We start from the raw sequence: 26,387 nt of genomic DNA on the forward strand, positions 1-26,387 counted from the left end.
CCCTGAGCCTGCCCCCGAACCCGAGCCCGCCCCGGAGCCGCAATCGGCCGCCGAGCCCGAGCCCGCACCCGTTCCGCGCCCGGCGAAGAAGCGCCGCTTCGCGCGCTTCCGCAACCTGTACGAGAGCCGCGACGGCGGCCTGTGCGTTTTCGAGGACGAGCACGGCCATCTCGTCGCCGTCGATTCGTCGAAGCTCGCCTAAACGCTCCATCTGGCAAGTTTTTTCGCGATTGCGGCCTGACGCGTCCTCGGTGCAAACGCCGACCTGGGGTAACGCCTTCGACAACGGCGAAATGCGGCCGATTTCGGACGAAAAAGGGCGATTTCGCCCGCAATCGCGTCAAAATTTGCCACATGAAGCGCGCGCAAGCGACCTGGTACGCGAAGGGCCCCGATCGGGGCCCTTCTTGCGTCTACGCTGCCGGCTTCTCCGGCACGGTCTTGTCCACGAAGTAGATCTTGTACCACATGAGGAACATGTACACGATCCAGATCTTGCGGGATCGATCCGCTCCCCCGCGGTGCTCGTCGAGCAGCTTCACCAGCTCGTCGGTGTTGAAGAACCGCTCCGCGATATCGCCGGTGAACCATTCCTTGATCTCGTCGTAGTAGCGGTCCTGCCGCAGCCAGTTCACCACGGGCACGGGGAAGCCCAGCTTCTCCTTCTGCGCCCAATCCTTCGGGATGGCGCGCTCGGCGGCCTCGCGCAGCGTGATCTTCGTCTGCTCGTCGTTCGCCTTGAGCGGGGTGGGGATGGTGCGCGAGACGTTGAACACCTCTTTGTCCAAGAACGGCACGCGTGATTCCAGCGAGTGCGCCATCGACATCTTGTCGGTTTTCAGCAGGATGTCGCCCACGAGCCAGAAGTACAAATCGACGTACTGCATGCGCGTCGTCTCGTCGAGGCCCGCCACCTCCGCGTACGCCGGCGCGATGAGCTCCTGGGGGGACGCCACGCGCGCCGCGCCGTCCGGGCGCTTGCCGGCGCGCAGCCGTTCGCGCTCGTCGGGCGAGAACGCCACGCCGTTCGCGTTCGTGTAGTACCAGTCCTCGGGCGTCTCGGAGGCGCGCTCGAGGTAGTTCGCGCCGCGCACGCCCAGGGCACGGGCCGCTTTCGACGCGCCGCGCAGCAGGCCCTTCGGCGCCCATGCCAGCTTCTGGTTGGCGAACGGCGTCTGGTAAATGCGGTAGCCGCCGAAGAACTCGTCGGCACCCTCGCCCGACAGCACGGCCTTCACCTTCTTCGCCGCTTCCTGGTCGACGAAGTACAGCGCCACGGCGCTCGGGTCGGCGGAGGGCTCGTCCATGTGCCACTGCACGCGGGGCAGGCTGGCCCAGTACTCCTCTTCGGAGATGTGCTTCGAGTTATTCTCGATGTGCAGCTCGTCGGCCAGCTCGCGGGCCCAGGTGATCTCGTCGCGCTCGCCCTCGTATTCGGCGAAGCCCACGGTGAACGTTTTGATGTCGGGGTTCTCGCTGGCCAGGCACGCCGCCATGTAGCTCGAGTCGATGCCGCTCGACAGGAACGATCCCACCTCCACGTCGGCCACGTTGTGGTAGCGCACCGACTCGCGCATGGCGGCGTCGATGGCCTCCACGGTGTCCTCGCGGCTGCGGCTCTCGTCGAAGTCGTAGGTGGGGCGCCAGTAGCGCTGCGTCTCGGTGGTGCCGTCGGCGCGCACGGTCATGCAGTGGGCGGGCTCGAGCTTCATGATGCCCTTGAAGAACGTCTCGGGCAGCGCCGAGAACTGGAAGCACAGGTACTGCTCGAGCGCTTCCTCGTTGAGCGCGCGCTCGTAGGCGGGGTGCTCGAGGATGCACTTGATCTCGGATGCGAAGATGAACTGCGGGCCGTGTTCCCCGTCCTGCAGGGTGTAGTAGAAGGGCTTGATGCCGAAGAAGTCGCGCGCGCAGAACAGCTCCTGCTTCTGCTTGTCCCAGATGGCGAACGCGAACATGCCGCGCACCTTGTCGAGCAGCAGCGAGCCCCACGCCAGGTACGACACGAGCAGCGTCTCGGTGTCGGACTCGGTTTTGAACGTCCAGCCCTCGGCTTCCAGTTCGCAGCGCAGGTCGCGGTAGTTGTAGATCTCGCCGTTGAACACGATGGCGTAGTCGCCGATGGTGAACGATCCGGGCGCGGACCCTTCGACGGCGGGGGAGGTCACGGCCGAGTCGTGCGCGCCCGTGGCACGCACCATGGGCTGGTTGCCGTTCGCGAGGTCGATGAGCGAGAGGCGCCGGTGCCCGAGGGCCACGCCGTCGGCAAGGTACTGGCCCTCGCCGTCGGGGCCGCGGTGCGCCATGACGTCGCACATGGCCTTCAACGTGGGCAGATCGGCTTGCGTGGCGCCGGTGAATCCGCAGATACCGCACATGGATGGTTCTCCTTCTCGTTTGGTCTGCGACACATGATAGCCGAATCGGCGTCCTACCCCCAAGCGTCGCGCCCGTCCCCTCGCCAAAACCGCAGATTTGCACATTCGAGCTGGGGGGGGGGTATCATGTTCTATGCCGCCTCCTCTTGAAAGGTGCCCGCCATGAATGCGAAGCGAACCGCGTTCCTCGCCCTGACCGCCGCCGCGCTCTGTTGCGCCCTTGCGGGGTGCACGAGCCCCTTCGATGCGGCGCGCTCCGCGTGGCTCTACGACGATGACGAGGCCATCGCGCAGCAGGACGACGCGTATTCGGTGGTGCTGTACAACGGGCCGCAGCTCGACGGCGCGTCCACGTTGGAGGGCATCCACATCGGCGGCCTGTCGGGCTCGATGACGCTGCTCGCCTTCGACGTGCCCGCCGACGGCGGCGACCTGGCGATCTCGTGCGATTTGGAAGCGGTCCACGGCGACATCAAGCTCGCGTTCGTGGCCTTCGACGATGAGCAGGTTGAAACCCTGTGCGAAGGGGAGGCGTCCGGCGGCCTTGCGCGCACGCTTGCGCCCGGCCGCTACGCCCTCAAGGTCGTGGCCGCCTGTCGCGGCGGGGCCGACGTCACCGTCCAGGCGAACGCCTCGGACGGGGTCGAGGCGTTCATCCCGGGCGACGCCCTCGACGACAGCCCGATTCCCGTCACCCTCGACCCCCTCGAAGCCTAGTCCTTACTGCTCGGCGAGGGCGGCGTCGTAGACGCGGGTGCCCTTGAGGTAGGTTTGGAGGACCTTCGTGTTCTTGATGTCGAGGGGTTTCGCTTCCAGGATGTTCTGGTCCACCACGATGAAGTCGGCCGCCTTGCCCGCTTCGAGGCTGCCCGTCTCGCCGTCGAGCGACAGCGCCCACGCGGCGTCGATGGTGAAGCTGCGGATCATCTGCGTCACGCTCGCGCGCTGCTCAGGCCACAGCAGGTAGGCGGGGTCATCGGGGTCGGTGATGTCGGGCACCTCGTACTCGGCGCCGTCCACGAGGTTGCGCGTCACGCCCGTCTCGATGGCCACGAAGGGGTTGGGATTCGCGGTCACGGGGTAGTCGGAAGCCGACACGAGCACGGCGCCCGCGTCGGCGAACGCCTGCAGCGGGTACATGCGGTCGGCGCGGTCGCCCAGCGCGGGCTTCTCCTTCGCCTCCCAGTAGCGCGGCGCCTTGTAGTGCCAGTACGGGTTCGCCACGGCCACCACGTCGAGCTTGGCGAAGCGCTCGACATCGCCGTCCTGCACGAGCTGCAGGTGCGTGATGGCGTTGCGCTGCTTGTCGTCGGGCACGTGCTGTTCGGCGTACTCGATGGCGTCGAGGCCCATCGTGACCGCGGCGTCGCCGATGGCGTGGATGTGCGCGAGCAGCCCCGCGCGGTTGAGCGCCTCGACGGCCTTGTTGAGCGGCTCCTGCTCCCAGCCGGTTTCGCCGTACGACCCGGGGTTGTCGGCGTAGGGCGCGGACAGCAGCGCCGACTCGTTGTCCATGACGCCGTCGGCGAACACCTTGCCGGCGATCACCTTGAGCAGCCCGCCGTCGTACGTCTTCTTCAGCTCGTCGAGCGTGCGCAGGTCCTCGTCGGTCTGCCAGCTCGTGATGATGCCGGCGCCGCGCACGCGCATGGTGAGCTCGCCGTTGTCCTCGAGCGTGCGGTACGCCTCGTAGGGGATGGGGAAGAAGCCGTTGCCGGGCGGCGTGAAGATGGACGTGTAACCCAGCGCGTTGAGCTGCTGCACGAACGAGGCCACGGCTTCGGGCAGGTTGTCCTGGTCGAAGGGGTAGCGGCCGGCCAGCGACATGGCCGAGTCGGCGAGCGTGCCCCACAGGTTGCCGTCGGCGTCCTTGACGATCTGACCGCCGGGGGTGGAGGCGGTGTCCTTCGTGATGCCGAGGTACTCGAACGCCTTCGAGTTGAGCCACGCGCCGTGCCCGTCGAACGAGTACACGAGCAGGGGCTTGTCGGGGCTGATCTCGTCGAGGCGCTCCTTCTTCGGCCCCTTCTCCAGCTCTTCGCCGGGAAAGAGGCTGGCCGCGTAGCCGTAGCCGAGGTACGTGTCCTTCTCGGGGTGCGCGTCCACGTACTCCTTGATGGTTTTGAGCTGATCGTCGGCAGACGTCTGCCCGATGAGGCTGAAGTCGAAGAAGTCGGGCGAGCCGGTGTGGATGTGGCCGTCGATCATGCCGGGCAGCACGAACGAACCCTGCAGGTCCACCACCTGGCCGGCCGCATCCTTGTAGGCTTGACCGTCGGCCGCCGAGCCCACGAAGGCGATCTTGCCGTCGCGCACGGCGAGGGCTTCCGCGGTCGTGTTGCCCTCGTCTGCGGTGTAGATGGCCGCGTTCTCGTAGTAGGCGTCCACGGCGTGGTTGGCGTTCGTGCCGCTGCCGGCGTCGCTGTCGCTCGCGTGGTCGGCGGGACCGGCGGACGAACAGCCGAACAGGCCGAGGCCGGCCGTGGCGGCGCACAGGGCGCTTCCTGCGAGAAACGTGCGGCGGGTGAGAGAGGCGGATGGGTTCATCGGCGCGTCCTTTCGAGTCGGGGTCGACGGCGGGGAAGCCCGATGATGCCGCGCGCGCCGCCGCGTGCAGCGCGCGGATCGCGTCTGCCACCGAACGGTGGAGGCCGCGCATACCGCCTGTGAGGAAACGCTTTCGTGAAGGGCGCTTTGCGGTTCGGCGGTGCGCGGCGTTGCGGGCGGGGCGCGCCGCCGCGCCGTGCTACCGTGGGGCGAACCATACGAACAGCGTGCAGCCTGCCGGCGCCTCGCCGCGCCGACGACATCCTGCGCGCGCATCAGGAAGGCGTCTTCATGGAAGCGAAGGAATACGACTACATCGTGGTGGGATCGGGCCCGGCGGGCTGCGTCATGGCCGAGAAGCTCAGCGAGAGCGGGGCGTCGGTGCTGCTGCTGGAAGCGGGCGAGAACCGCGACGAGGACGAGCTGATCGTGAGCCCTTCGGCCAACCTCTACCGGCACTTCCCGGAGTACTTCTGGTGGGGCGCGTCCGTCCCGCAGGACGGCGTGGGCGGCAAGGACTTCCCCCTGACGGGCGGCCGGGTGCTGGGCGGCGGCTCGTCGGTGAACGGAGAGATGTACGTGCGTCCCACGCCGTACGTGCTGGAGCAGTGGGCGCGTGTGGGCGGGCCGCAGTGGTCTCCCGGCCAGGCGACGCAGGTGTTTCAGCAGCTCGAGGACTACGAGGCCCCGAACGTCGACCCCGCCGTGCGCGGCGAGCGCGGGCGGCTGCGCATCCGGGAGAGCTATCCCGAGACCCCGGCGCTCGTGGACAAGCTGGTCACGGCGTTCGAGCGTGCCGTGGGCTTCGGCCCCGTCGCGGACTACAACGACCCCGCCACGCCGCTCGGGCCCTTCGGCGGCTGGCAGCTGTACCAGTTCCCTAACGGCAATCGGGCCAGCGCGTCGGCCTGCTTCCTGTCGGCCGACGTCATGACGCCCGAGGGCGGCGGCGTGGACGGCCGGCGCCTCACGGTGCGCTTCCAGGCGACGGCCACGAAGGTGCTGTTCGACGACGCAAAGCGCGCGTACGGCGTGCGCTACCTCGAGGACGGCGAAACGCGCGAGGCGCATGCGGCGAAGAAGGTGGTGGTGTGCGCCGGGCTGCGCAGCGCGCAGCTGCTCATGCTGTCGGGCATCGGCCCGGCCGAGGTGCTCGAGCGTGCGGGCGTGCCGGCGGTCTGCGTCAACGAGCACGTGGGGCGCCACCTCATGGACGACGCGTACACGGGCGCCGTGTTCAGCGTGAACGGCCACGACGTCGCGCAGCTCGCCTCGAGCGATCCCCACGCCAAGCAGCACGGCGGCGCGTTCTTCCCGTCGCCCGACGGCACGGGCGCGGCCGGCGAGCGCTCCATCCAGGTGATTGCCACGGGCGTCACGCCCGAGGTGCTGTACCTCGGCGTGCTGTGCGTCAACCCGAAGAGCCGCGGCACCCTTGAAATCCAAAGCGACGACCCGCTCAAGATCATGCGCGGCGACTTCGGCTTCCTGAGCAACGACGCCGACGTCGCCGTGCTCATGGAGGCGCTGCGCACCTATATCGCCCCCATGGCGGAGGAGCTTGCCGCCATCGACGCGTCCTACCAGCTGCTCAGCCCCGCCTCCGACGTGCTGGCCGACGATGGGAAGCTGGAAGCCTACGTGCGCTCCTCGTTCATCCACACCTACCACGACCAGGGCGCGCTGCGCATGGGCGCCGAGGGCGACGCCGTCGTGGACGGATGGGGCGCGGTGCACGGCGTGCGCGACCTCGTGGTGGCCGACGCGTCCATCGTGCCGTACCACGTGGACGGCAACACCTCGGCGGCCGTCTACCTTATCGGCGCCACGGTGGCGCAGCACCTCTTGGAAGAAGCGGGGGCGTAGGGGCTGCGCTGCCTTGCGCTCCCATGAGCGCCCTTCTGCGAAAACGTGGTCCGTCCCCAGCGGTTTCCCGGTATAATGATGCACTTGGATCGTGGCGCAGGTGCACAACGTGGATGGGCGCCCGTATCCGACCCCTGCGGATTCCCTCCGCAGGCGGTTGTTCCGGGGAATATCGATATAGTTCGCAATGGAGGAAACGAATGGCTTCTACGCACACGCATACGCGCTCGGCGTGGTCGGGCAAGTGGGCGTTCATTCTGGCCGCGGCGGCATCCGCCGTGGGCTTGGGGAACATGTGGCGCTTCCCCTATCTGGCCGCCAAGTACGGCGGCGGCACGTTCTTGATCACGTACCTCGTGCTCGTGTTCACGTTCGGCGTATCGCTGCTGCTGTTGGAGACGGCGCTCGGTCGCAAGACGGGGCAGTCGGCCATCGGCGCGTTCAAGCAGTTCGGCAAGAAGTACGCCTTCATCGGCGTGCTCGCGTCAACCGTGCCGTTCATCATCACGCCGTACTACTGCATCATCGGCGGTTGGGTGACGAAGTACACGGCGGCGTACCTGATCAACGGCCCTGAGGCGCTGGCCGACGGCGGCGACTTCTTCACGGGCTTCATCACGAGCAACACCGAGAGCTTCCTTTGGATGCTCCTGTTCATGGCCATCGTGTTCATCGTGGTATCGCTGGGCGTGAAGGGCGGCATCGAGAAGGCGAACCTCGTCATGATGCCGGCGCTCATCGTCATGGCCGTGGGCATCGCGCTGTACACGCTCACCATGCCGGGCGCCATCGACGGCGCGCTGTACTACCTCATGCCCGATTTCAGCAAGTTCTCGCCGGAGCTTGTCATCGGCGCGCTCGGGCAGATGTTCTACAGCTTGTCGCTGGCTATGGGCATCATGATCACGTACGGTTCCTACCTGGACAAGAAGTCCAGCCTCACGCAGAGCGTGGCGCGCATCGGCGGCTTCGACATCGGCGTGTCGTTCCTGGCCGGCCTCATGATCGTGCCGGCCGCGTTCGTGGCCATGGGCTCGGGCGAGGCCGTGGCGGCCAACTCCGGCCCGTCGCTCATGTTCGTCATCCTGCCCGGCGTGTTCGCCGACATGGGCGGGGCGGCCACCGTCGTGGGCTTCCTGTTCTTCCTGCTCGTGCTGTTCGCGGCGCTCACGAGCGCCATCTCGCTCACCGAAACGTGCACGTCCATCATCCAGGACGGCGCGGGCTGGTCGCGCAAGAAGGCGCTCGGCACGGTGATCGCCGTGGTCGTGGTGGCCGGCATTATCGTGAACATGGGCTACAACGGCCTGTCGTTCATCGAGCCGCTGGGTGCAGGCACGACGCTGCTCGACTTCTTCGACTTCATCTCGAACTCGGTCATCATGCCCATCGTGGCGCTTTTGACCTGCGTGTTCGTCGGGTGGATCATCAAGCCGAAGGCCATCGTGGACGAGGTGAAGATCTCCAGCAGCTTCCGCGCCGAGAAGGCGTGGACGGTGGTCATCAAGTACATCGCGCCCGTGCTCGTGGTGGTCATCCTCGTGGCATTCGTCGCGCAGACGTTCGGCATCATCAGCTTCTAGCGCATCGCAGGACAGGCGAGCGTGCAAGCGGGGCGTCCTTCGGGGTGCCCCGCTTTGTGTTGGGGCGGGGCTCGCTCGCATCCCGTTCGCCCCCCCCCGCTCGCATCCCGACGCCCCGCATCCGTTCGTTCGTCCTCCCTTCTGCATCCCTCCTTTCTGCACTCCTCCCTTCCGCATCCCTCCCTTCGGCACCCTTTATATTTCGATAATAGTTTCATAAGGAAAAATGCAGATGACTGGCATGGAGGTTCTGTGGCGGCCTCAGTAGACTGATAGGCAGGTTTGAAAGCCGAATCGAGGAGAGAGGCTCCCGACGTGGAGCTTCGAGAGGGGGAGAGTATGGCTCAGGAAACCAGCAGCGCGACCCATCGTGCGCCCGGTATCAGCCGCCGTTCGTTTCTCGCATGGTCGGGCCTGGTGGGCGCCGGCGTTGCGCTGACGGGCTGCTCGCCGCACGGCGAGGAGAAGGCCAAGGACGAGGGCGCCGCCGACGCGACGCCGGCCGCATTCGAATACGACAGCACCCATTGGTCGGGCTGCCACGTGAACTGCGGCAGCCGCTGTCCGCTCAAGCTGTACGTGAAGGACGGCACCGTGGTGCGCGTGGGCAACGACAACGAGGGCACCGACGATTTCGAGCCCGGCGGCATCTACCAGATGCGCTCCTGCGTGCGCGGCCGCACGAACCGTCAGCGCATCTACAACGAGACGCGCGTGCAGAAGCCGCTGCGTCGCGTGGAGGGCACGAAGCGCGGCGAGGGCCAGTACGAGGAGATTTCCTGGGACGAGGCCATCGATCAGATTGCCACCACCATGAAGGAGATCAAGGACGAGTACGGCAACGACGCCTTCTACATCCAGTACGGCACGGGCCAGCTGGGCGGCACGGTGGCGAAGTCGTGGCACCCGGACAAGACGGCGTTCGCGCGCCTCATGAACCTCTACGGCGGCTACCTGCGCCACTACTGCGACTACTCCACGGGCCAGATCAACTGGGAGCTTCCGCTGTTCAACGGCGACGCCTACTCCAACAACGAGGTGACCGACCTCGTGAACTCGAAGAACATCGTGCTGTTCGGCAACAATCCCGCCAACACGCGCATGAGCGGCTCGGCCATGCAGTACCTCATCACCCAGGTGCGCCTGCAGAACCCCGAAGCGCATATCGTGGTGGTGGACCCGCACCTGTCCGACACCGCCATCGGCGTGGCGAACCAGTGGGTTCCCATCCGCCCCTGCACCGACATGGCGCTCGTGGCCGGCATGATCCACCACCTCTTCACCGAGGGCAAGCTCGACGAGGAGCTCATCCGCTCCAAGTTCATCGGCTTCTTCAGCGACACGTTCGTGGAGGACGTGAAGCAGGGCGAGCCGAAGGACACCTCGTTCATGGGCTTCGACAAGGCCGGCGCGCTCGTCATCGACGAGGATATGTCCTACGAGGCCTACCTCAAGGGCACCGGCGCCTACGAGGGCACGGGCGAGAAGACTCCTGAGTGGGCGGCCGCCATCACGGGCGTGCCCGCGGACACCATCCGCGCGCTGGCCGACCTGTTCGTCGACGGCCCCACGGCCACCATCCAGGGATGGGGCCCGCAGCGCCACAGCGCCGGCGGCAACAACGCCCGCGCCATCGCGCTCATCGCGGCCATCACGGGCAACGTGGGCATCTCGGGCGGCGGCACCGGCGCGCGCGAAGCCGTCGGCGGCGTGCCGTACAAGGTGGCCACGGCCATCCCCACCTTCCCCGAGAAGAACACGGTGGACGTGTGCGTGTCGTTCTTCGACTGGTACCAAGCCATCGAGGACTACCAGTCCATGGACGACGCCACATGGGGCGTGCGCCACATCAACGAGAAGGGCGCCACCATCTACGCCGAAGAGCCCGGCACCATCAAGCTCAAGGCTCCCATCAAGTTCATCTGGAACTACGCGAGCAACGTCATGGCCGGCCAGCATGCCGACATCAACGACTCCCTGCGCATCTACAACCTGCCCGACGAGAAGGACAGCGGCGTGCGCATGATCGTGACGGTGGACTGCTACCTCACGCCGACGGCGCTCGTCTCCGACATCATCCTGCCGGGCACGACGGCGTTCGAGGAGGACGACATCGTGACGGGCGGCACGGCCTGGACGGGCTTCGTGTGCTGCGAGAGCGCCGCTATCGATCCGCTGTTCGAGGCGAAACCGGTGTACGAGATATGCACGCTCATCGCCGACAAGCTGGGCCTCAAGGACCAGTTCACCGAGGGCAAGAGCCAGCTCGATTGGGTGAAGTGGAGCTACGAGCAGGGCGTTGAGGCCGGCGAGGACTTCCCGGCAACGTTCGAGGAGTTCCGCGAGCAGGGCCTGTTCAAGAAGACGGACCAGCACGAGCCCGCCATCGCCACCGACGAGAAGATCGCCACGCCTTCGGGCAAGTACGAGGTGTTCTCGAAGCAGGCGTACAACCTGTCGAAGCAGTGGGACCTCACGTGCGGCGGCTACGTGCCCGACGACGGGCGCGACCAGATCACGGGCCTGCCCATCTACTACAACAACGTGGAGGGCTTCGGCGACGAGGCCACGAAGGCGGACTATCCCTTCCAGCTGATCGGCCACCACACCAAGACGCGCACGCACTCGTCCTACGGCAACGTGGAGTGGATGAAGTCCGTGGCGCCTCAGCAGTGCTGGATCAACGAGCAGGACGCCGCCGCGCTCGGCGTGGAGAACGGCGACGACGTGATCGTGTCCACCGAGCGCGGGCGCTCGCAGCTGTCGGCGAAGGTCACGCCGCGCATCATGCCCGGCGTCGTGTCCATCCCGCAGGGTGCGTGGTACGATCCCGAGACGCGCGACGCCGCCACCATCGGCAGCAAGGACGTGCTGGACAAGGGCGGCTGCATCTCGGTGCTGACGTCGGCGCGCCCCACGCCCATCTCCAAGGGCAACGGCGTGCATTCCAACCTGTGCAAGATCGAGAAGGCGTAAGGGGGCTTTCATGGAACAGTACGGATTTTTCGTCAACACCGACATCTGCACGGGCTGCAAAGCGTGCATGACGTCGTGCTTCGACCGCAACAACCTCGAGGTGCCGCAGAAGTTCCGCAAGGTGTACGAGTTCGGCGGCGGTGCGTGGGAGGCGGCCGAGGACGGTTCGTTCACCTCGACGGCCTTCACCTACTACACGTCCATGACGTGCAACCACTGCGACAACCCGGCCTGCGTTGAGAACTGCCCCACGGGCGCTATGAAGAAGGACCCCGAGACGGGCATCGTCAACAACGACAAGAGCGTGTGCATCGGCTGCATGACCTGCGAGAAGTCGTGTCCTTACGGTCATCCGGTGCAGCTTGCCGACGGCCTGTCGCACAAGTGCGTGCTGTGCAGCGACGAGAACGAAGAGGGCACGCCCGACCCGGCCTGCGCGAAGGCCTGTCCGGTGCGCGCGCTCGAGTTCGGCAGCATCGAGGACCTGCGGGCCGCGCACGGCGACAACGCCGTCATCGGCGAGCTGGGAGACACGACGGCCCCGAACGTGGTCATCGGCCTGCATCGCGACGCGGACAAGGGCGGCACGCTGCTCAACCCGCTGGAAATCACCCACTAACCATCCGGTGCCTGCGGGGAGCGCTCCCCGCAGGCACCCGCACGGCACCGCATCGCGCCGGTTCCCTCCCCGGCGCGGTGCGGTGCCTCGGCATGTGAAAGGACCATCCATGGCCACGACCGACAACCTGTCGCTCGAGACGGTGCAGGCGTACCGCGTGCTGTGCGAGTTCTGCTCGCTCGTGCTGTGCGAAAGCCCCTCCGACGAGGTGCTCGACCGCCTGATCGAGCAGCGCGCCCTGATGCTCGAGCAACCGTTCTCCGCCGTCGCGCCCGCGGCGGCCTCGCAGCTGCACGACGTGCTTGCCCGCGCGGCGTCCGAGGAGGGCGCCGCCGTGAAGACGGCGCTGCGCCGCGACTACGCGTACCTGTTCTACATGGTAGGGTCGAGCGGCACCTCGCCCTTCGAGTCGGTGTACCGCACCGACGACCGCACCATGTTCGGGCCGACCACGCTCGAAGTGCGGGAGGCGTACCGCGCCTGGGGCGTGCAGGTGCCGGGGCAGGGCAGCGTGCCCGACGACCATCTGGGCTTCGAGCTGCTGTTCTTGGCGCACGTGCTGGGGGAAGCGGAACGCGCGATGGCGGGCGAGGACGAGGATGCCGACGCGTCCGCGGCCGCGTCGGCCGAGGCGCAGCGGGCGCTCGACGCCGCGCGGGCGCTGCTGGCCGACCACGTGCTCGTGTTCGCGCCCGTGTTCCTGGCCAACGTGAAGACACGCGCGAAGGAGCCGGAGTACCGCGCGGTTGCCGAGCTCGCGGCGGCTTCCATCGCATCCTTGGCCGCGAGTTTGGGGGCTCGCGCGTCCGAAACCATCGACGAAGCGGCGTATCTGCTGGGCGAACCCCTATAATGACGGGAATTTCTCGAGCGCACGGCGCATGATGGGCAACGGGGGCGAACGGCATGGCGGCGGAAAAAGCCAACTTCGGACTGAAGACGAAAATCATCGGCCTGCTGTCGTTCGTCCTGCTCATGCTGCTGATCGTGGACATCGCCTGGACGTACGAGTCGCAGAAGCGCGCCACCGAGGCCATGCTGCTCGAGGAGTCGCGGGTGCTCGTCACCGAGATGGACGCCGTGTGGGACTTCATCTCCATCAATCAGGACACCATCAACTACACGCTTGAGGGCGCCTACGAGTACAAGGGCCTCCACTGCGCCATCGCGGGCAAGTCGGTGGCGGCGTTCTTCTCGCAGAATTCCGACTACACTATCCGCTTCACGAACATCACCCCGCGCAACATCCACAACACGCCCGATGCCTACGAGTCCGAGGCGCTTGCGCAGTTCGCCGAGCACCCGGGCGACCCCGACCGCGAGATGTACTACGGCTTCGCGGAGTACCAGGGCGAATCGGTGTTCCGCTACGTGTCGGCCATGAAGGTGACCGAGCACTGCATCGAGTGCCACGGCGCGCCGCAGGGCGAGCTCGACCCCACCGGCTACGAGAAGGAAGGCTGGCAGACGGGGGACTTGGCGGGTGCCGTCAGCGTCATCGTGCCCACGCAGATGTACTACGAGAACATGGCCGGCGCCGTGGTGAGCAACGTGCTGTTCTTCCTGGCCATCATGCTGTGCATGGCCACCATCATCTACGTGGTGCTCACGCGCCTCATCACGCGCCCGCTCGAAGAGCTGCGCCATTCCCTGGCCGACCTGTCCGACGGCTCGCCGAGCGGTCCGTCGGCGCTACCCGACAAGGTGGCGCCCGTGTACGCCTCGCGCGAGATCGACGAGCTGTTCGCCCAGTTCGACGCTATGGCGTCCAGCTTGTCGTCGCTGTACGGCAACCTCGAGTCGGAGGTGGACGAGCGCACGATGCAGCTGTCCGCCGCCAACGAGGAGCTCGAGCGTCAGCGCCGGCACGTCGAGGAGGTGAACGACAAGCTCAAGCGCGAGAACCAGTACAAGTCGGACTTCCTGGCCATCGTGAGCCACGAGCTGCGCACGCCGCTCACGTCCATCCTCGCGTTCACCGACCTCATGGCCGACAGCGTGCCGCGTGCCGACGAGCTGGTGCGCAAACAGCTGGAAGAGATCGACAAGAACGGGCGCATCCTGCTGGAAATGGTGGACAACGTGCTGGAAACCGCGCGGATTCAAGCAGGATCGGAGCGGCTCAACCTCGAACTCGTGGACATGAGCGACGTCGTGGGCATGGTGGAGGCGTCCAGCCTGTCGCTTGCGGCGAAGAAGCGCATCGCTCTCGCCACGCGCGTGGCCGGCGACGTGCCCCTCATCCTGTCCGATTGGGAGAAGGTGCGGCGCATCCTCGTCAACCTCGTGAGCAATGCGATAAAATTCACCCCGGAGGAAGGTTCGGTTTCGGTGGACGTGCGCTTCGACGAGGGAGCGCGGCTCGTGGTTATCGAGGTGACCGACGACGGCATCGGCATTCCGGCCGACAAGCAGGAGCTGATATTCGAGCGGTTCGCTCAGGAGAACATGTCGACAGTGCGCCGCTACGGCGGCAGCGGCCTGGGGCTTTCGCTCGTGAAGGATCTCGCGGCCATGCTGGGCGGCGCGGTGTCGCTTGAGAGCAGGGTGGGCGAGGGGAGCGTGTTTCGCGTGGTGCTGCCCGCCGACGGGGGTACAGAGGGGGAAGACGAGTGACGAAGATCATGCTGATCGACGACGATGAGAGCCTGCAGGTGCTCATCGGCCAGATAGCCGAGCGCGATGGGTACGCGTATTGCTGCGCCGGGGGCGGTGAGGAAGGGCTTGCCATGCTGCGTGCCGAGCGCCCGGACTTCCTCATTCTCGACGTCATGCTGCCCGACACGAACGGGTTCGAGATTTGCGGGACGATCCGCGATGAGGGGCGCAAGGTGCCCATCATGTTCTTGTCGGCCAAGGGCGACATCGTGGACAAGAGCATCGGGTTCAAGGCCGGCGCGGACGACTACCTGGTCAAACCGTTCCAGCCCGAGGAGCTCTCGCTGCGCATCAAGGCGCATCTGCGCCGCCGCAGCAAGGCCGAGGAGGACGAGCTGTCGACCGCGCCCAAGAAGCGCCGAACGTACCAGGTGGGCGAGCTCGAGCTGCTGTTCGGCAAGTACGAGGTGCGCCTGGCGGGCAAGCCGGTGTCGCTGTCGTCGCGGGAGTTCGAGCTGCTCGAGCTTTTGGCCACCGATCCCGGCAGCGTGTTCACGCGCGACCAGATCATGGAGCACGTGTGGGGCGCGAAGGACGCCACCGACCCGAACAGCGTGACGGTGTTCGTGCGCAAGATCAGGGAGAAGATCGAGGACGATCCCTCGAAGCCCCGCTACCTGATGACCGTATGGCGCGTGGGCTACAAGCTGGCCGACCGCGCGTTGTTCGAGAGTCAGCGCGCGTAGGCGGGTATCGGGCGCTTTACGGCACGGGCACGCTCCAGCAAGGGGGACGCGGGGCCCCGTGCGGCGTGAGGCGCGGACGCTATGATCTCCTGGCGCCATGCGGCGCAGGCCCGGTTGGGCCGCATGCGAAGCACTGCGACGAAGGAGGATCTCATGGCAGAAGAAAGCAAGCGCGAACGGTACGGCTCCGGCGAGCGCTACGGTGCGGGCGAGACGTACGGCGCAGGCGAGCGGTACGGGTCCGGCGAATCGTACGGCTCCGGTGAGCGCTATGGCGCCGGCGCGGGCGCGCCGCACGGCACCGCGCAGACGCCGGCCTCGAACGGCCGCACGGGCCGCGAGGCCCCGGTGAACGCGCGTCACGGCGGCGGCTCCTCGGTGGGCGGACGCTAGCCACCCGCCATGCAATCGATACCCGCGTGCAGCGTGGCCGATGTGGCGGCTGCGGCCCGTCCGCGTGGCTTTTCGCTCTCCCAGCTGGTGGAGCGCGCCATGCAGGAGGCGGGCCGCAGCTCCGTTGAGCGGCTCTACGTCGGCTCCACCTTCTGCAGCCAATACTTCCTGCGCCAGCCGCGACGCGTGTGGCGCGAGGCGTTCGCACTGTGCCGCCGCTTGGGCGTGCCGGCCACGCTCGTCGTGCCCGTGTTCTCGCAGAAGGACCTCGCGGCCGGTTGCGAGCGCATCGACCGGCTGGTGTACGGGTTCGGCGACGTCGTCGACGAGATCACGGTGAACGACGTGGGCATGCTGGCCTTCTGCGTCGAACGCTACGGCTGCTCCGTCAACGCGGGGCGGCTGTTCTCGAAGGAGCCGCGCGACCCGCGGTACGTCCGCCTGTTCGAGGAGCGCCATACGGTGGCCATTCCCGCCCTGCTCACCGAGGTGTTCCGGCGCGGCGAAGTGCGCGGCATCGAGATCGACCCGACGCACGCGGCTCTCGACCTGGCCCCGCTGAGCGGGCTCATGCCCCATATCCAGGTGGGCGTGCACGTGCCGTACTGCTACCTCACCACGGGAGCGCTCTGCGAGCTGGCAAGCGTGCACCGCCCGGTGCGTCAGAAGTTCCGCCCGAACGCGCCGTGCTCGCTCGAGTGCGCGCGCTGCGCCGTCGGCTACGAGCTGCCATCGGGCGTGCGGATGCTGCGCTGGGGCCGCACGGTGCTCTTCCCGAACCACGACTGCCTCATCAGCGAGGGTGAGGAATTCCGCATGATCGTGACGCCGTTCGACGCGCTGGTGCGCTCATGAAGCCCCTCGTGCCCGTGAACGACCGCGCCTACCTGCAACGTTACGCGCAAGCCGGCGGCGAGGAGTTCTACCTGGGCTTCCACGACGACGCGTGGCGCGATCGCTTCGGCGAGGCCGCCGACCTCAACCGCATGACGGGCTTCGGCCGCACGGCGAACCCCTACACGTTCGACGAGGCGCTCGCCATCGTCGAGGAGGTGCGCGCGCTGGGCAAGCGGGCCTACGTCACGTTCAATGCGAACGCGTATGCGCAGGAGCAGCTCGACTTCCTGTTCGGCTACTTCGAGCGGCTGCACGAGGCCGGGGCCGCCGGCGTCATCGTGTCGGTGCCCGAGGCGGTTCAGCCCGCCGCCGACTGTGGGCTTGCCGTGGTGGCCTCCACGATGTGCGGCGTGTACAACGCCGACATCGCCCGCTTCTACCGGCGGCTCGGCTGCACGCGCGTCATCATCCCGCGCGACGTGAGCCTCGACGAGATCGAGGCCATCGTGCAGGCGGCGCCCGGCGTGGAGTACGAGGCGTTCGTCATGCGCAACGGGTGCGTCTTCGCCGACGGGCTGTGCCTCGGCCGCCATATCGAGGGCAGGAACGCCCTGTGCTGGGACGTGCGGCACGCGCGTCGCGAGCACTACGTGGCAGGGCCCGGCGCGGCGGAGCTCGACCGCGCGCTGCGCGAGAACGCGCAGGCCTACGAGCGCTTCCATCATACGGCCTGCGGCCTGTGCGCGCTCTATCGGCTCATGCGGGCCGGCGTGACCACGGCGAAGATCGTCGGCCGCTCCGACGATTCGACGTACATCCTGCGCGACATCGAGGCTGTCGTGCGCAACGCGGCCATCGCCCGGACGTGCGCAAGCGAGCAGGAGTACCTCGAGCGCATGCGCGTCCCGCCCGAGCGCGCCCGCGACTGCGCCGACGCCCTCGCCTGCTACTACCCCGAAGTGCGGTTTCCGGCTGTCCGCTGAGTGCGCGTCCGCAATCGAAGCGTCGAAAGCGGAGAATATGCGCGGAGCGGAGGCGGGGCTCCGTGCGTTTTGCTATCATGGGGCGATACGCAATGCATACGCTTGAGAAAGAAGTCCCATGTCGCTATCCATCGGTATCGTCGGTTTGCCGAACGTCGGCAAGTCCACGCTGTTCACGGCCCTCACGAACAAGGGCGGCCTCGCGGCCAACTACCCGTTCGCCACCATCGAACCCAACGTGGGCGTCGTGCCCGTGCCCGATGCGCGCCTCGACCGGCTCGCCGAGATCGACCATCCGGCCCGCATCGTGCCGGCCACCGTCGAGTTCGTGGACATCGCCGGTCTCGTGGCCGGCGCGTCGCAGGGAGAGGGCCTGGGCAACCAGTTCCTCGCGAACATCCGCGAGACCGACGCCATCTGCGAGGTCGTGCGCTTCTTCGGCGACCCCGACGTCGTGCACGTGTCCGGCAAGGTGGATCCGCAGAGCGACGTGGAAACCATCAAGACCGAGCTCATCCTGGCCGACATGGGCACGCTGGAGAAAGCGCTGCCGCGCCTCGAGAAGGAAGCCAAGCGCGACAAGGCGGGCGCTGCGAAGGTGGCTGCGGCCAAGAAGGTGTACGAGGGCCTGAACGAGGGCCATCGCGCCCGCACGCTCGATCTCACCGACGACGAGCGCGCCGCTCTGTACGACCTGCACCTGCTCACGATGAAGCCCATGCTGTACCTGGCCAACGTCGACGAAGACCAGCTCACGGCCGACCTGCCCGAGATCGACGGCTGCGCGCCGGTGCCCATCTGCGCGAAGGTGGAGGCCGACGTGGCCGAGCTCGCCGAGATCGACCCGGCCGAGGCGAAGGAGTACCTCGAGGCCATGGGCCTGAAGGAGAGCGGTCTGGCCCGCCTCGTCCGCGAGGCGTACCACCTGCTGGGGCTGCAGTCCTACTTCACGAGCGGCGAGACCGAGACGCGCGCCTGGACCGTGCCCATCGGCGCGAAGGCCCCGCAGGCCGCCGGCGTCATCCACTCGGACTTCGAGCGCGGCTTCATCAAGGCCGAGACCGCCGCGTTCGCCGACTATTCCGAGCTGAACGGCGAGAAGGGCTGCCGCGACGCCGGCAAGCTCCGCCAAGAAGGCAAGGAGTACGTCGTGCAGGACGGCGACGTCATGCACTTCAAGTTTAACGTGTAGCGCGCCCCACGGCACCGTGATAAGCCGCATACCCCCATCGATCAGGGGGTATGCGGCCTTTTGGCGCTTAGTGCATGCCGGGGTACACCGCTCCGGTGGCGGGCGCGGGCGCGTCGGCGTCGTCGGACGGAATCACGCCGAACGCGGCCAGCAGCCCGTAGAGGTCGGTGCCCTTGAGCTTCTCGATCCCTTCGTGCAGGGCGAGCTTCTCGAGGGGGTTCATGTCCATGTCGGTGATGGGCTTGCCGTCCCTGATGAGCGTGGTGGCGTTCAGCAGGTCGCGGATGTCGAACGCGCTGCCCCACACTTCGGGCACGCCGCGGTCGATGTTGCACAGCGTGTAGACGGCCTCCATGCCGGTGCGCATGGAGTACTCGGTGGTGAAGATGGTGTCGCGCGGCGTTTCGGCGAATTGCCCGATGAACGCGAAGTTCACCGCGCCCTCGGGCACGACGTCGGGCCGGTCGCCGGCAGCACGCGGCATGAAGAACGCCGTGATGTAGGGCATCATGCACGGAACCGTGTTGGCGCTCTTCTCGGCGAGTTCTTCGATCTGCGATTCGGGAACGCCCAGGTGGTACAGCCATTCCATGCATACTTCCTTGCCGGTGCATTCGCGCAGGGTCTTCTTCACGTAATTGCCGGGCACGTCGGTGAACAGGCCGTACAGCCAGCCGCACAACTCGTTGTCGGGCTGGGCGCGGAATTGGGGCTGCCTATTGAACGTCCAGCTCAGAAGCCAGTTTGAATCTTTCGCGGTGACGATGCCGCCGGTTACGACGCCGCCTGAGAACGGATCGCGACGGCATATCTTCTCGATGTAGGGGACGATCTTCTCGTCGAGCGTCGTGACGGTGGCGCTCATCCAATTGGACTTCTCCGGATCGCCGATGAACTTTTCGGGGTGTCCGAACGACGGGTCCTGTCGGGCGATGCGCCGCCACAGGTCGAATCCGGTTCCCTTTTCCAGCACGGTGTTGAACTGCGCCGGCTTGTCTTGCGACCCGAAGGACGAGTTGGCGACGCAGCTGCCGTTGGTGATGAACAGGAGGTCGTCGTCGGTGAGGTGGAAGGCCTTGGGCGCTCCCTCGCATATCGTTTGCACCTCGGTGGCCACCTTGCGCTCCTCGGTGTTGGAGAACGTGACGTCGACGACTTCGGTGTTCAGATGGAACTGCACGCCGTGGTCTTTCAGGTAGTTCACCGTGGGCAGGATGAGGGATTCGAACTGGTTGTACTGGGTGAAGCGCAGCGCGCTGAAGTCGGGCAGCCCGCCGACATGGTGCACGAAACGCTGGATGTAGCGCTTCATCTCGAGCGCGCTGTGCCAGTTCTCGAAGCCGAACATGGTGCGCCAGTACAGCCAGAAGTTGGAATCGAGCACTTCGTCGGAGAAGTAGTTGGTGATGGCCTTGTCGTCGAGCTCGTCTTCGGGAGTGAAGAACAGGTTCATGATCTCCATGCACGCCTTGTCGGACAGGCCGAACGTGTTGTCGAGGCCGGCGTCTTCGCCCCGGTTGACCGTCGCGCGGCACAGGGAATAATTGGGGTCGCGTTTGTTCAGCTGGTAGTAGTAATCGAGGATGCTCATGTGCTCGTCCTCGATGGAGGGGATGGAGCGGAACAGGTCCCACATCACTTCGAAGTGGTTGTCCATCTCGCGTCCGCCGCGCATGGTAAAGCCGATCTGGGGATATTCCCATCCGTCGCAGGCGCCGCCCGGCTCGGCGTCGCGCTCGAACAGGTGCACGCGCGAGCCGTCCATCTGGGCGTCCCGTATCAGGTAGCATGCGGCCGTCAAGCCCGCCAGCCCGGTGCCGATGATGTAGGCCGATTTGCCCTCGATGCCCTCCGGCTTTGCCGGGCGGGCGAATGCTTCGTAGTTTCCGCTGGAATAGTACACGGGGTCTCCAATCTCTCGACGTGATGGTACGGCCCCCATTGTGATGCGGGGTGCCCACGGGCGAGGCAGGCGTACCGAGCTGATGACGTGTCGTATGGAGTAGGTCATGTGGGGAGCGAGCCGGTTGCCGCCTCGAACGAGCGGTGCCCGTCCCGGCGTCCTTGTGTATACTTGTTTTGCGAGAGCGCGCGCAATTGCGCCTGATATCAGAGAGCGGGGAACCACGATGAGCGAGATTGGGAAGCTGGGGTTCGGATTCATGCGCCTGCCCACCGTTGAGGTGGACGGCGAGAAGGTCATCGACATCGAGCAGGTCAAGGAGATGGCCGACCTGTTCATGGACGCGGGCTTCACATACTTCGACACGGCGCGCGGCTACCACGGCGGCAAATCGGAGGCCGCGTTGCGCCAGGCCGTCGTCGAGCGCTACCCGCGCGCGTCGTTTCAGGTGGCAACGAAACTGCCGGCGTGGCTCGCGAAGGACGCCGACCATGCGCGCGCCATGTTCGACAAGTCGCTGCGCGAGACGGGCGCGGGCTACTTCGACAACTTCTTGCTGCACAACCTGGGCGAGGATCGTACGAAGCTGTTCGACGACTTCGATCTGTGGAACTTCCTGCGCGAGAAGAAGGAAGCGGGTCTCATCCGCAACCTGGGCTTTTCCATCCACGACAAGGCCGCCGTGCTCGAGGACGTGCTGGCGGCGCATCCCGAGGTTGATTTCGTGCAGCTGCAGATCAACTACGCCGACTGGGAGAGCGAGACCATCGAGTCGCGCGCATGCTACGAGGTGGCGCGCGCTCACGGGCTGCCCGTCGTGGTGATGGAGCCCATCAAGGGCGGTTCGCTCGTGCGCCTGCCCGACGAGGCCGTTGACGTGCTGCGCGCCGTCAACCCGGACGAGCCGCTGCCGTCGTGGGCGCTGCGCTTCGCCGCGTCGCTGCCGGGCGTGCTCTCCGTGCTGTCGGGCATGTCGACGCCCGAGCAGGTGCGTCAGAACGTGGCGCTCATGAGGGGTTTCGCGCCCCTCACCGACGAGGAGCACGAGGCGCTCGCGAAGGTGCGCGCCATCCTCGACGGCATCGACACCGTGCCGTGCACCGATTGCCGCTACTGCCTGAAGAACTGCCCGCAAGGCGTGCGCATCCCCGCTGCGCTCGCGTCGCTCAACATCCTCGCCCTGTACCGTGACGGGTATCGCGCGCAGGAGAACTACGATTGGAACGCGTCGGACGGCCCGGCGTCGTCGTGCATCGGCTGCGGCGCGTGCGAGAGCGTGTGCCCGCAGCATATCGCCATCGTGAAGGAACTCGGCCGAGCAGCGGAGCTGTTTGAGAAGTAGGGAAGCGCGGCGGCCGCGGGCCCGGTAGGGCAAATCTATCAGCCTGCGTCCCCTCGCCTTGCGCGGCGGATTGCGTTTTCCTGTTCGGAGATTTCATCGCCGCGCAAAACGGGGGGGCCGGTTTTGGCCACATGTGCTCCGGTCGCCTTGACTTGGAGTTAGCTCGAACAAGTATGCTGGAGTCCGGCTGAGAGAAGGAGGGAGCGTCACCATGACGATAACGGGTCCCGGGCAGGATGTGGGCGTCGAGGCGCTCGAGGCGTTTTTCGCGCGCACGCCGCGGCTGGCGGTGGCGTTTTCGGGCGGGTGCGACTCGTCGTACCTGTTGGCGGCCGCGTTGCGCGCCGGCTGCACGGCGAAGGCGTACGGTGTGCGCACGGCGTTCCAGCCGGCGTTCGAGATCGACGACGCGCGCCGCCTGGCGGCCGAGCTGGGCGCGGAGTTCGAGCTGATCGACGCCGACGTGCTCGCGCACGACGAGGTGTGCGCGAACGGCCCCGACCGGTGCTACCGCTGCAAGACGTTCATCTTCTCCACCATCCTCGAGCACATGGCGCGCGACGGTTACGACGTGCTGGCCGACGGTACGAACGTCACCGACGATCCGGCGAACCGGCCCGGCTTCCAGGCGCTCGCGGAGCTCGGCGTGGTGTCGCCGCTGCGTCGCGCGGGCATGACGAAGGACGACGTGCGGGCGGCTTCGCGCGCGCTCGGCCTGTTCACGGCCGACAAGCCCAGCTTCTCGTGCATTGCGGTGCACGTGGGAGCGGGCCGCCCCATCACCGAGGACGCCCTCGCCGCGACGGCCGCGCGCCTCGGCATCGCCGACGGGAGCCGGTCGTGAGCGAGCCCGCGCGCCGCGGTCGCTTCATCCTCGAGACCGATCGCCTGATCCTGCGCGAGTTCACGCCGGACGACTTCGCCGCGCTCTGCCTCATGCTGCAGGACGACGAGGTCATGTACGCCTACGAGGGCGCGCTGTCCGACGAAGAGGCGCATGCGTGGCTCGACAACCAGCTGCGACGGTATCGCGAGGACGGCTTCGGCCTGTGGGCGGTCGTGCTCAAGGAAACCGGCGAGGTTGTCGGCCAGTGCGGCCTCACGTACCAGGACGGCGACGGCCGGGGGACGCGCGTCGTGGAGGTGGGCTATCTGTTCCAGCGCGCGCATTGGCATCGCGGATTGGCCACCGAGGCGGCGCGGGCCTGTCGCGATTACGCGTTCGACCAGGTGGGCGTGGAGAAGGTGTACTCCATCATCCGCGACACGAACGTCGCGTCCCAACGCGTCGCGCGCCGCAACGGCATGGTGCCCGAAGGTTCGTTCGTCAAGCGCTATCGCGGCGTGGATATGCCGCATCTCGTGTTCTCGATACCACGTGCCGGGCGCGACGGCGTATACTGACGGACACGAAGCAATCGATCCCGCCGGCGCAACGCCGGGCGAACCGACCCATCGAAGGGGGAGCTATGTCCGCGTACGTGTTCACGCATGCCACCGTGCTCGACGGCACCGAGGCCATGGAGCCGCAGCCCAACATGACCGTCGTCGTGAACGAGGGCGTCATCGAAGCCGTCGGCCCGGCTGCCACCACCGTGCCTCCGATGGGCGCGCGCGAGATCGACCTGGCGGGCGCGTACCTCATGCCCGGTCTCGTGAACCTGCACGTGCACCTGTGCGGCTCGGGCAGGCCGACGAGCGCGGGCGCGGCGGGCGAGCTTATCGACAAGGTGGTGGGCAACCCGGTGGGCCGGTGGTACCTGCGCCGCACGCTGCGCGCGAGCGCGCAGCAGCAGCTGGCCAGCGGCGTGACCACGGTGCGCTCGGTGGGCGACCCCGGCTTCGCCGACGTCGAGGTGCGCGACGCCATCAACGCGGGGAAGTACCCCGGGCCGCGCCTCGTCACGTCGGGCGTGGGCGTCACGGTGCCGGGCGGTCACGGCGCGGGCCTGTTCGCGCATGTTGCCTCGACGCCCGAGGAGGCGCGCGAAATCGTGCGCACGTGCTTCGCGCGCAACTGCGACCTGGTCAAGCTGTTCATCACGGGCGGCGTGTTCGATGCCGAGGTGGAGGGCGAGCCCGGCGTGCTGCGCATGTCGCCCGACATTGCCCAGGCGGCCTGCGACGAGGCGCGCAAGCTGGGGCTGCGCACCGCCGCGCACATCGAGAGCGCCGAGGGCGTGCGCGTGGGCCTCGAGGCCGGTGTGGACACCATCGAGCACGGCGCGGCGCTCGACGACGAGCTGATCGCGCTGTTCAAGCGCAACGGCGCGGGGCGCGCCTCGTCGCTCACGTGCACGGTGTCGCCGGCGCTGCCGTTCGTGGAGCTCGACCCGGCGAAGACGCATTCCACCGAAGTGCAGAAGGTGAACGGCCGCATCGTGTTCGACGGCATCGTGCGCGTCGCGCAGCAGGCGCTCGCTGCCGGCGTGACGGTGGGCATCGGCACCGACTCGTCGTGCCCCTACATCACGCAGTACGACATGTGGCGCGAGGTGGTGTACTTCGAGCGTATCGTGGGCGCGTCGCGGCAGCTGGCGCTCCACACGGCCACGTTGGGCAACGCGCGCATCCTGGGACTCGGCGACGAGACGGGTTCCGTCGAGGCGGGCAAGGCGGCCGACCTCATCGTGCTCGACCGCAACCCGCTCGGCAATCTGGAAGCCCTGCGCGACGTGAAGATGGTCATGGCCCGCGGCGTGCTCGACGAACAGCCGCGGGTCAAGCATCTGGCCGAACTCGATGCGGAGCTCGACGGGTTCCTGCCGAAGGCGGCCTGTTAGCCTGGTAGGCGGTTAGGGTGCGATGTCGGCAATGCGCGGTGCACCCGGGGCTGCGCAAGCGCGTGCCGCGTCGCGTTCGACGAGAGTGGCCAGTAGGTCGTCGAAGCCGCGGCGCTGCTCGTTGAGCTCGATGGTGGACAAGAGCTCGCGCGCCTGCTCGAGGGGTGCGTCGCCGGCGAATCCCGCGTGGTTCAGCCTCATGCCGCACTCGATGACGGCGGCGGCGAACGTCCAGTCGTCGTTCGGCTGCTCGGCGAAGCTCGAGGCGTCGACGGTGCGCTGCTGCTCGCGGACGCCCGCATCGGGGTCGCCCGCGGGGCGATAGCGCATCGTGCAGGTGAGCCATGGCTCGGCCGTGTCGAAGGCGGCGTCGGTCAGTTGGAGCTCGTAGGCGACGGTGAACGCGTGGCCCGAGCCCACCTCGCCCGCGTCCGCGTCGTCGTCGCGGAACTCCTCGGCGGCGAGTGCTCGATTCTCGTAGCCGACGAGCCGGTAGCGCTTCACCTGCGTCGGATTGAACGCAACCTGCACCTTCACGTCGTTGGCAAGCGGCACGAGGTTCGCGCAGAGGTTCGTGCCGAACACGCGCTCGGCCTCCTCGGCGCAGTCGATGTAGTGGTAGGCGCCGTTGCCGTGGTCGGCGAGCGTCTCCATGACGGCGTCCCGATAGCTTGCCGCCCCGAAGCCGAGCGCCGACAGGTACACGCCGGTCTTGCGCTTCTGGTCCACGTATTCGTGCAGCGCGTCCTCGGACGAGATGCCCACGTTGAGGCCGCCGTCCGACGCCAGGATGATGCGGTTCGTCCCACCCTCGATGAAGTGCTCCTCGGCCACCCGATAGGCGCGGTCGAGCCCCGCTTCGCCGTTCGTGGCGCCCGACGCGGTCAGGCCGTCGACGACGCCCATGATGCGGTCCGCCTCGTTGCCCGGCGCGCCCTCGAGCACCACGTGCTCGTCGTTCGCGTACGTCACGATGGACACGCGATCCCGCTCGCTCAGCCCCGCGACGAGGGTGGCGAACGCATCCTTGAGCAGCGGCAGCTTGTCGGGTTCGTCCATCGAGCCCGACACGTCGATGAGGAACACGAGGTTGGAGCCGGCGGAGGCGGCGTACTCGTCCGGCTCGGTGGCGAACCCCATGACGAGCAGCGCCCGCTCGCGGTACCACGGGCAGGGGCCCATCTGCACCGACACGCCGAACAGCTCGTCGTCTTCGGGGGCGGGGTAGTCGTAGTCGAAGTAGTTGAGCAGCTCCTCGGTGCGCACGGCACCGTCGGGCAGGTCGAGGGGGCCGTAGCCGTCGGCCACGAGGCTGCGCAGGATGCAGTACGAAGCGGTGTCGACGTCGGCGGACAGCGTGGACGGCGACGATGACGAGCGCGGCGCGGACGCGGAAGGCGGGCAGGCGAGGGACGCGGTCGCATCTCCCAGGGCGTCGCCGACGGCGGACAGGTCGCTCTCCCCGCTTTTCAGCGGTTCGTCCGCGACGCAGCCGGCGAGCAGCGCGCTTGCGACGAGCAGGGCGAACGCAAGCGCGAGGGCGAGGAAGGCGGCTGTGCCGCGCGTGGGGGCGAAAGCGCGGGCGGGAGCGCAACGAGGGCGCGGGGCGGGCTGCAGCATGACGGGCATGGCATCCTCCGT

General features: G+C 67.2%; 20 protein-coding genes and 1 pseudogene. 17 read left to right on the top strand and 4 right to left on the bottom strand.

Annotated elements, in window-relative coordinates:
* Positions 1-202 (top strand): annotated as a pseudogene (locus tag C1876_RS15565) (hypothetical protein); the annotation flags it as partial.
* A gap of 211 nt (positions 203-413) precedes the next feature.
* Here C1876_RS15565 and asnB read toward each other — a convergent pair.
* On the bottom strand, positions 414-2,378 hold the full coding sequence (asnB, locus tag C1876_RS15570) for an asparagine synthase (glutamine-hydrolyzing) (RefSeq protein WP_114547642.1): 1,965 nt from the start codon (positions 2,376-2,378) through the stop codon (positions 414-416).
* A gap of 162 nt (positions 2,379-2,540) precedes the next feature.
* Here asnB and C1876_RS15575 point away from each other — a divergent pair, with 162 nt between their 5' ends.
* A complete protein-coding gene (locus tag C1876_RS15575) occupies positions 2,541-3,095 on the top strand; it encodes a hypothetical protein (RefSeq protein WP_114547643.1) in 555 nt (184 codons plus the stop codon).
* A gap of 3 nt (positions 3,096-3,098) precedes the next feature.
* On the opposite strand, the gene C1876_RS15580 is transcribed toward C1876_RS15575, so the two are convergent.
* Complete coding sequence (locus tag C1876_RS15580; protein ID WP_114547644.1) at positions 3,099-4,925, bottom strand: amidohydrolase; 1,827 nt, start codon at positions 4,923-4,925, stop codon at positions 3,099-3,101.
* A gap of 291 nt (positions 4,926-5,216) precedes the next feature.
* Here C1876_RS15580 and C1876_RS15585 point away from each other — a divergent pair, with 291 nt between their 5' ends.
* The 11 genes from C1876_RS15585 (at position 5,217) to ychF (ending at position 18,718) form a co-directional block, all read left to right on the top strand.
* Positions 5,217-6,791: a GMC family oxidoreductase gene (locus C1876_RS15585; protein ID WP_114547645.1), complete on the top strand. Its 1,575-nt coding sequence runs from the start codon at positions 5,217-5,219 to the stop codon at positions 6,789-6,791.
* Between the two features lie 200 nt (positions 6,792-6,991).
* Positions 6,992-8,374 carry a sodium-dependent transporter gene (locus C1876_RS15590; protein ID WP_114547646.1) on the top strand — a complete coding sequence of 461 codons (1,383 nt, stop codon included), beginning with the start codon at positions 6,992-6,994 and terminating at the stop codon, positions 8,372-8,374.
* A 339-nt stretch (positions 8,375-8,713) separates the two neighbouring features.
* Entirely contained in the window at positions 8,714-11,350 is a 2,637-nt protein-coding gene (locus tag C1876_RS15595) for a DMSO/selenate family reductase complex A subunit (RefSeq protein WP_244910174.1), read from the top strand.
* Positions 11,351-11,360: 10 nt separating this feature from the next.
* The gene (locus tag C1876_RS15600; protein ID WP_114547647.1) at positions 11,361-11,969 is read left to right on the top strand and encodes a 4Fe-4S dicluster domain-containing protein; all 609 of its coding nucleotides are present in this window, start codon (positions 11,361-11,363) and stop codon (positions 11,967-11,969) included.
* 109 nt (positions 11,970-12,078) lie between these two features.
* A complete protein-coding gene (locus C1876_RS15605) occupies positions 12,079-12,822 on the top strand; it encodes a TorD/DmsD family molecular chaperone (protein WP_114547648.1) in 744 nt (247 codons plus the stop codon).
* A 53-nt stretch (positions 12,823-12,875) separates the two neighbouring features.
* A complete protein-coding gene (locus tag C1876_RS15610; RefSeq protein WP_114547649.1) occupies positions 12,876-14,585 on the top strand; it encodes an ATP-binding protein in 1,710 nt (569 codons plus the stop codon).
* Positions 14,582-15,313, top strand: coding sequence for a response regulator transcription factor (locus tag C1876_RS15615; protein ID WP_114547650.1), 732 nt, complete (start codon positions 14,582-14,584; stop codon positions 15,311-15,313). Before C1876_RS15610 ends, C1876_RS15615 begins: the two co-directional genes overlap by 4 nt.
* Positions 15,314-15,466: 153 nt before the next feature.
* Positions 15,467-15,706, top strand: a complete 240-nt coding sequence (locus C1876_RS15620) for a hypothetical protein (protein ID WP_114547651.1) — start codon at positions 15,467-15,469, stop codon at positions 15,704-15,706.
* Between the two features lie 9 nt (positions 15,707-15,715).
* Complete coding sequence (locus C1876_RS15625) at positions 15,716-16,561, top strand: hypothetical protein (protein WP_148044573.1); 846 nt, start codon at positions 15,716-15,718, stop codon at positions 16,559-16,561.
* Positions 16,558-17,526, top strand: a complete 969-nt coding sequence (locus C1876_RS15630; protein WP_114547653.1) for a peptidase U32 family protein — start codon at positions 16,558-16,560, stop codon at positions 17,524-17,526. Before C1876_RS15625 ends, C1876_RS15630 begins: the two co-directional genes overlap by 4 nt.
* A 118-nt stretch (positions 17,527-17,644) precedes the next feature.
* Entirely contained in the window at positions 17,645-18,718 is a 1,074-nt protein-coding gene (ychF, locus tag C1876_RS15635; RefSeq protein ID WP_114547654.1) for a redox-regulated ATPase YchF, read from the top strand.
* A 67-nt stretch (positions 18,719-18,785) separates the two neighbouring features.
* On the opposite strand, the gene C1876_RS15640 is transcribed toward ychF, so the two are convergent.
* Complete coding sequence (locus C1876_RS15640; protein ID WP_114547655.1) at positions 18,786-20,621, bottom strand: oleate hydratase; 1,836 nt, start codon at positions 20,619-20,621, stop codon at positions 18,786-18,788.
* Positions 20,622-20,847: 226 nt separating this feature from the next.
* Here C1876_RS15640 and C1876_RS15645 point away from each other — a divergent pair, with 226 nt between their 5' ends.
* The 4 genes from C1876_RS15645 to C1876_RS15660 all read left to right on the top strand — a co-directional run bounded on the left by C1876_RS15645 (position 20,848) and on the right by C1876_RS15660 (position 24,746).
* Complete coding sequence (locus C1876_RS15645) at positions 20,848-21,963, top strand: aldo/keto reductase (RefSeq protein WP_114547656.1); 1,116 nt, start codon at positions 20,848-20,850, stop codon at positions 21,961-21,963.
* 211 nt (positions 21,964-22,174) lie between these two features.
* On the top strand, positions 22,175-22,807 hold the full coding sequence (gene larE / locus C1876_RS15650; RefSeq protein ID WP_114547657.1) for an ATP-dependent sacrificial sulfur transferase LarE: 633 nt from the start codon (positions 22,175-22,177) through the stop codon (positions 22,805-22,807).
* Complete coding sequence (locus C1876_RS15655; RefSeq protein WP_114547658.1) at positions 22,804-23,367, top strand: GNAT family N-acetyltransferase; 564 nt, start codon at positions 22,804-22,806, stop codon at positions 23,365-23,367. Before larE ends, C1876_RS15655 begins: the two co-directional genes overlap by 4 nt.
* Positions 23,368-23,432: 65 nt before the next feature.
* Entirely contained in the window at positions 23,433-24,746 is a 1,314-nt protein-coding gene (locus C1876_RS15660) for an amidohydrolase family protein (RefSeq protein WP_114547659.1), read from the top strand.
* A gap of 12 nt (positions 24,747-24,758) precedes the next feature.
* On the opposite strand, the gene C1876_RS15665 is transcribed toward C1876_RS15660, so the two are convergent.
* The gene (locus C1876_RS15665) at positions 24,759-26,375 is read right to left on the bottom strand and encodes a vWA domain-containing protein (RefSeq protein ID WP_244910175.1); all 1,617 of its coding nucleotides are present in this window, start codon (positions 26,373-26,375) and stop codon (positions 24,759-24,761) included.
* Positions 26,376-26,387: the final 12 nt, after the last annotated feature.

Origin of the sequence: Eggerthella sinensis, from assembly GCF_003339815.1 — a bacterium.
Classification (GTDB): domain Bacteria; phylum Actinomycetota; class Coriobacteriia; order Coriobacteriales; family Eggerthellaceae; genus Eggerthella; species Eggerthella sinensis.